A 3611-nucleotide genomic window follows, 5' to 3' on the forward strand; every position below is an offset into this window, starting at 1 on the left:
CCAGGGTCCAGCCGCCCAGGGACCCCCACGGTCCGGGGGCCTGCGCGCTGACCCGCACGGACACCCAGCCGTCCGCTGCACCCGCGGTTAGACGGACCGCATCGCCGGCAATCGCCCTGGCCGTGGCCGCAGCCCGGCCCTCGGGTTCGCCGCGCCCCAGCTGGCGGACCGCGGCCTGGGCGGCCTTTTCCAGCTGCAGCTGCAGCACCCCCGCCGTGGCTCCGGCCAGCAGCAGCCCGAGCAGGACCATCAGTGCCGGAAGCACCACCGCCACCTCGGCGGTTGCCGCCCCGCGCTCAGACCGGCCCGGAATGCACCGGCCCTTGGTCCGGCCGCCCCTCCGCACGGTGCTGCGGCGCCCCATGCCCGTCACACCACCGACAGGGCCTGCTCGATGATGTTCATGAGCAGGCCCCGGACTTCCCCGCTGCGCATGATCAGCACCAGCAGCCCGGCAAAACCGACGGCGGCGAGCGTGGCGATGGCGTATTCCGCCGTGGCCATTCCGGCATCCGAGCCGGCCAGCAACTGCCGGCCGCGCTTCCCGGTCCGTTCCCGCCGTGCCCCGGGCAGGTCGATGACCTTGGCCAGCGGCTCATCCGGAGCGTCATCGACGGGGCAGGCCGCCGCAGCCTGCGGGTGCTCGCCAAGGTTCGTGTCCGCGCCGTGTGCCGTCCGGCGGGACCATTGTTTTTTCAGTGCCAGCAACATTTCTTCCTCCAGGGTCCGGTCTGTCTTTGTTGGCTGTCCGGTCTTCCGGCCCGCTGTTTGCGGTATGCCCAGCCTGCCGGGTCCCGGCCGGAGCCGGAACGGGGCGGAACGGACAACTGAATAACTCCCGGTTGCACCGACATGTGGAGGGAAAGACACCGGGCGGAGGGAATGACACCGGGACATTGCACGGCAGCGCGGGCTGCCGTGCAATGTGTTGCCGTCGGCCGCGGAACGGTATGTCTTCGGGCATGCCCGCAGGCAATCCGGGATCTGGGTGGCAGGGCCGTGAGGACCTGCCGGTCGTGGCCAGGCCTGCCCGCGCCGGCAGGTCCCGTCCCGGTACGGGATGCGCAGCATGGGCCTCAGAGCCGGGGCAGCAGCGACATCAGCACCGGCACCACGCCGAGGCAGATGAAGGACGGCAGCGCACACAACCCCAGCGGCAGCACCAGCCGTGTCCCGAGGGCCGCCGCCCGCCGTTCGGCCTCCTGCCGGCGCCTGCGCCGGACCTGGTCCGCCTGCACGTAGAGGATCGCGGCCGCCGGCGCCCCGGTCACGGCGCCGAAACGGAGGGCATCCTGCAATTCCTGCAACTGGCCGGCGCGGCCTGCGAGCGCCCAGGCGGCCTGCCATTCGGTACCCAGCATCAGCGCGGCCGCGACCGTTTCCAGCCCGTCGCGCAGCGGCGGGGCGCCGACCCGGGCGAGGGTCGCCACCGCATGCGGCAGGGGCGTTCCCGATTGGAGCATGGCCGCGAGCAGATCCAGCATCAATGCCGTATCCAACCGGCCGGCAGGCCGGCGCGCTGCGGTCCTGCGGCCGGCGGCTCCGGCACTTGCGCGTGCACGGACACCGGCCGGCCGGCTCCGCGGCCGGCCGGGACCGCCTGCCAGCAGCCACAGGGCTCCGAATGCGCAGGAGAAGACGAGCAGTGCTACCACCAGGCGTCCTGTCCGCCCGCAGCGCGGGCGACCAGCCGGCGGGACCATGCCCTGCCCATGACGAGCAGTCCCGCCCCGGCCGCCAGCACCGTCCAGCCCGCGGGGGTGCCAAGCAGCATCCCGAGCGGATCCACCCCCATGAGCATGCCCAGGCCCAGGCCGAGCAGCGGCAGCCAGGTCAGCAGCACGGACGTTGCCCGCGGGCCGGCAAGTGCCGTGCGCCGGGCCGCCGCCGCATCCAGCTCCTGCTGCAGATGGTCCGCGTAGTTCTCCAGCAGCACGGCCAGCGGCGCTCCGGTCAGTTCGGAGGCCTCCCAACAGGCCGCCAGCTCGGTCCAGGCACGATCGAACCGCGGATCCGCGGCTTCGCCGTTGTCCTGCCGGAGGGTGTCGGCGACGCTGAGCCCCAGTTCGGCCGCACGTCCGGCGGCTGCAATCCGCGGTGCCAGCACCGCCGCCAGGGCAGCGGCGGCTCCGCCCCGGCCGCCGGATGCGTCCTGCCCGGGACGGTCCCCGGCGTCGGTGCCGGCCGGATCCAGGGTGCCGGCCGGCCCCGGCCGGCCGAAGGTCTTGAGGTCGTGGACGCGGGCAATGTCCTGCCACATGGCGGCCGGAGTCCGGCCCGCCCTGAGCAGCGCGGCCAGCTGCCGCACAATGACCGGCAGCTGCCAGGCGAGTTCCGCGTCGGCACGCCGGTGCCGGTGCAAACGCACGAACCCGGCCGGCAGGCGGTCCGGCCGATGTGGCCGGCCTCCATGCAGCATGATGCCGGCGGTTCCTGCCGCCAGCAGGAAAACCCACAGTCCGGTCATGGCTGCGGCTCCTTCCCGCGGTCCGTGCCGGGGAAGAGCCTGGCCAGCAGTGCCTGGCCGCCGGCTCCGAGTCCGACACCGCTGCCGGACTCGACAAGCGCCGGGACCGCGTCCAGATGTCCCGCTCCGTCCGGCTGCAGCAGCGCAATCTCCTGCACGCAGCGCCCCGCGGGACGGCGCTCCAAGTGGATGACCAGGTCCAGCGCGCTGCAGGCCTGCAGCGCCAGCGCCTCCCGGCTCAGGCCGGCCAGGGCTCCCATGGCCGCCAGCCGGGCCGGCACGGCCCGGGCGGAATTGGCATGGATGGTTCCGCCCGCGCCGGCGTGGCCGGTGTTCATGGCCGCCAGGAAATCCGCTACCTCGGCGCCCCTGCACTCGCCCACCACGAGCCGGTCGGGCCTCATCCGCAAGGCCTGCCGGACCAGGTCGCCCAGGTCGAGGCTGCCCGCGCCCTCCACATTGCTGTGCCTGGTCTGCAGGGACACCACATGCGGGTGTGCCGGCTTCAGCTCGCCCGCGTCCTCGACCAGTACCAGCCGTTCCCGGCTTCCGGCCAATCCGAGCATGGCCGAGAGCAGCGTCGTCTTGCCCGACCCGGTAGCACCGCTGATCAGGAAGTTCAGCCGCCGCCTGACAATGGCCTCCACGTATTCCTGCCACCACGGTCCGCCTTTGAGCAGCTCCGCCAGCGAAAAGACCCGGGGACGCCTGATCCGGATGGACAGGAGAGTGCCGCCGGCCGAAACCGGCGGCAGCACCGCATGCACGCGGTAGCCGCCCAGCTGCACGTCCGCGCAGGGACAACTCTCGTCCAGCCGGCGGCCCCCGGCGGCAATGAGCCTGGCGGCCAGGGCCCGTACCTCCGCATCGCTGCCGAATACCACCGGGCTCCGGACCAGTCCGTCCTCGCCGTCCGTCCAGACGTCGGCGGGCCCGTTGACCAGGATGTCCGTCACCCGTTCCGAGTCGGCCAGCTTGTGCAGGGGCCCGAGTCCGCGCAGATCCGCCGTCAGGGCGTCGACCGCCTCCAGGGCTCCGGTGGTACCCAGCAGCCGGCCGCTGGAGCGGAGCGCCTCGGCGACCCTGGCCCCGGTGACCGGCGTCGGATCGGCCAGGACCGCGGCGCGGACCGGGCCCAGGCCGG

At 73.2% G+C, this 3611-nt stretch carries 5 protein-coding genes; all 5 read right to left on the reverse strand.

Annotation, left to right across the window (positions count from 1 at the left end; all coding sequences use genetic code 11):
• The coding region (locus ACFQ36_RS21505) for a TadE family type IV pilus minor pilin (RefSeq protein ID WP_377017389.1) at positions 1–265 on the reverse strand (265 nt) is incomplete at its 3' end.
• A 104-nt stretch (positions 266–369) separates the two neighbouring features.
• Positions 370–711, reverse strand: a complete 342-nt coding sequence (locus ACFQ36_RS21510) for a DUF4244 domain-containing protein (RefSeq protein WP_377017391.1) — start codon at positions 709–711, stop codon at positions 370–372.
• A gap of 365 nt (positions 712–1076) precedes the next feature.
• On the reverse strand, positions 1077–1484 hold the full coding sequence (locus ACFQ36_RS21515; protein WP_377017393.1) for a type II secretion system F family protein: 408 nt from the start codon (positions 1482–1484) through the stop codon (positions 1077–1079).
• Between the two features lie 164 nt (positions 1485–1648).
• Positions 1649–2467 (reverse strand): type II secretion system F family protein, encoded by an 819-nt coding sequence (locus tag ACFQ36_RS21520; RefSeq protein WP_377017395.1) that lies wholly within the window; start codon positions 2465–2467, stop codon positions 1649–1651.
• A complete protein-coding gene (locus tag ACFQ36_RS21525; protein WP_377017397.1) occupies positions 2464–3606 on the reverse strand; it encodes a TadA family conjugal transfer-associated ATPase in 1143 nt (380 codons plus the stop codon). Before ACFQ36_RS21525 ends, ACFQ36_RS21520 begins: the two co-directional genes overlap by 4 nt.
• Between the last annotated feature and the right edge of the window lie 5 nt (positions 3607–3611).

It is taken from the genome of Arthrobacter sp. GCM10027362, from assembly GCF_042679445.1.
Lineage (GTDB): Bacteria > Actinomycetota > Actinomycetes > Actinomycetales > Micrococcaceae > Crystallibacter.

Bases quoted from the DNA above. Each gene is read 5' to 3' on its own strand.
- ACFQ36_RS21510 (WP_377017391.1), bottom strand. From the start codon at position 711: ATGTTGCTGGCACTGAAAAAACAATGGTCCCGCCGGACGGCACACGGC.
- ACFQ36_RS21515 (WP_377017393.1), bottom strand. From the start codon at position 1,484: ATGCTGGATCTGCTCGCGGCCATGCTCCAATCGGGAACGCCCCTGCCG.
- ACFQ36_RS21520 (WP_377017395.1), bottom strand. From the start codon at position 2,467: ATGACCGGACTGTGGGTTTTCCTGCTGGCGGCAGGAACCGCCGGCATC.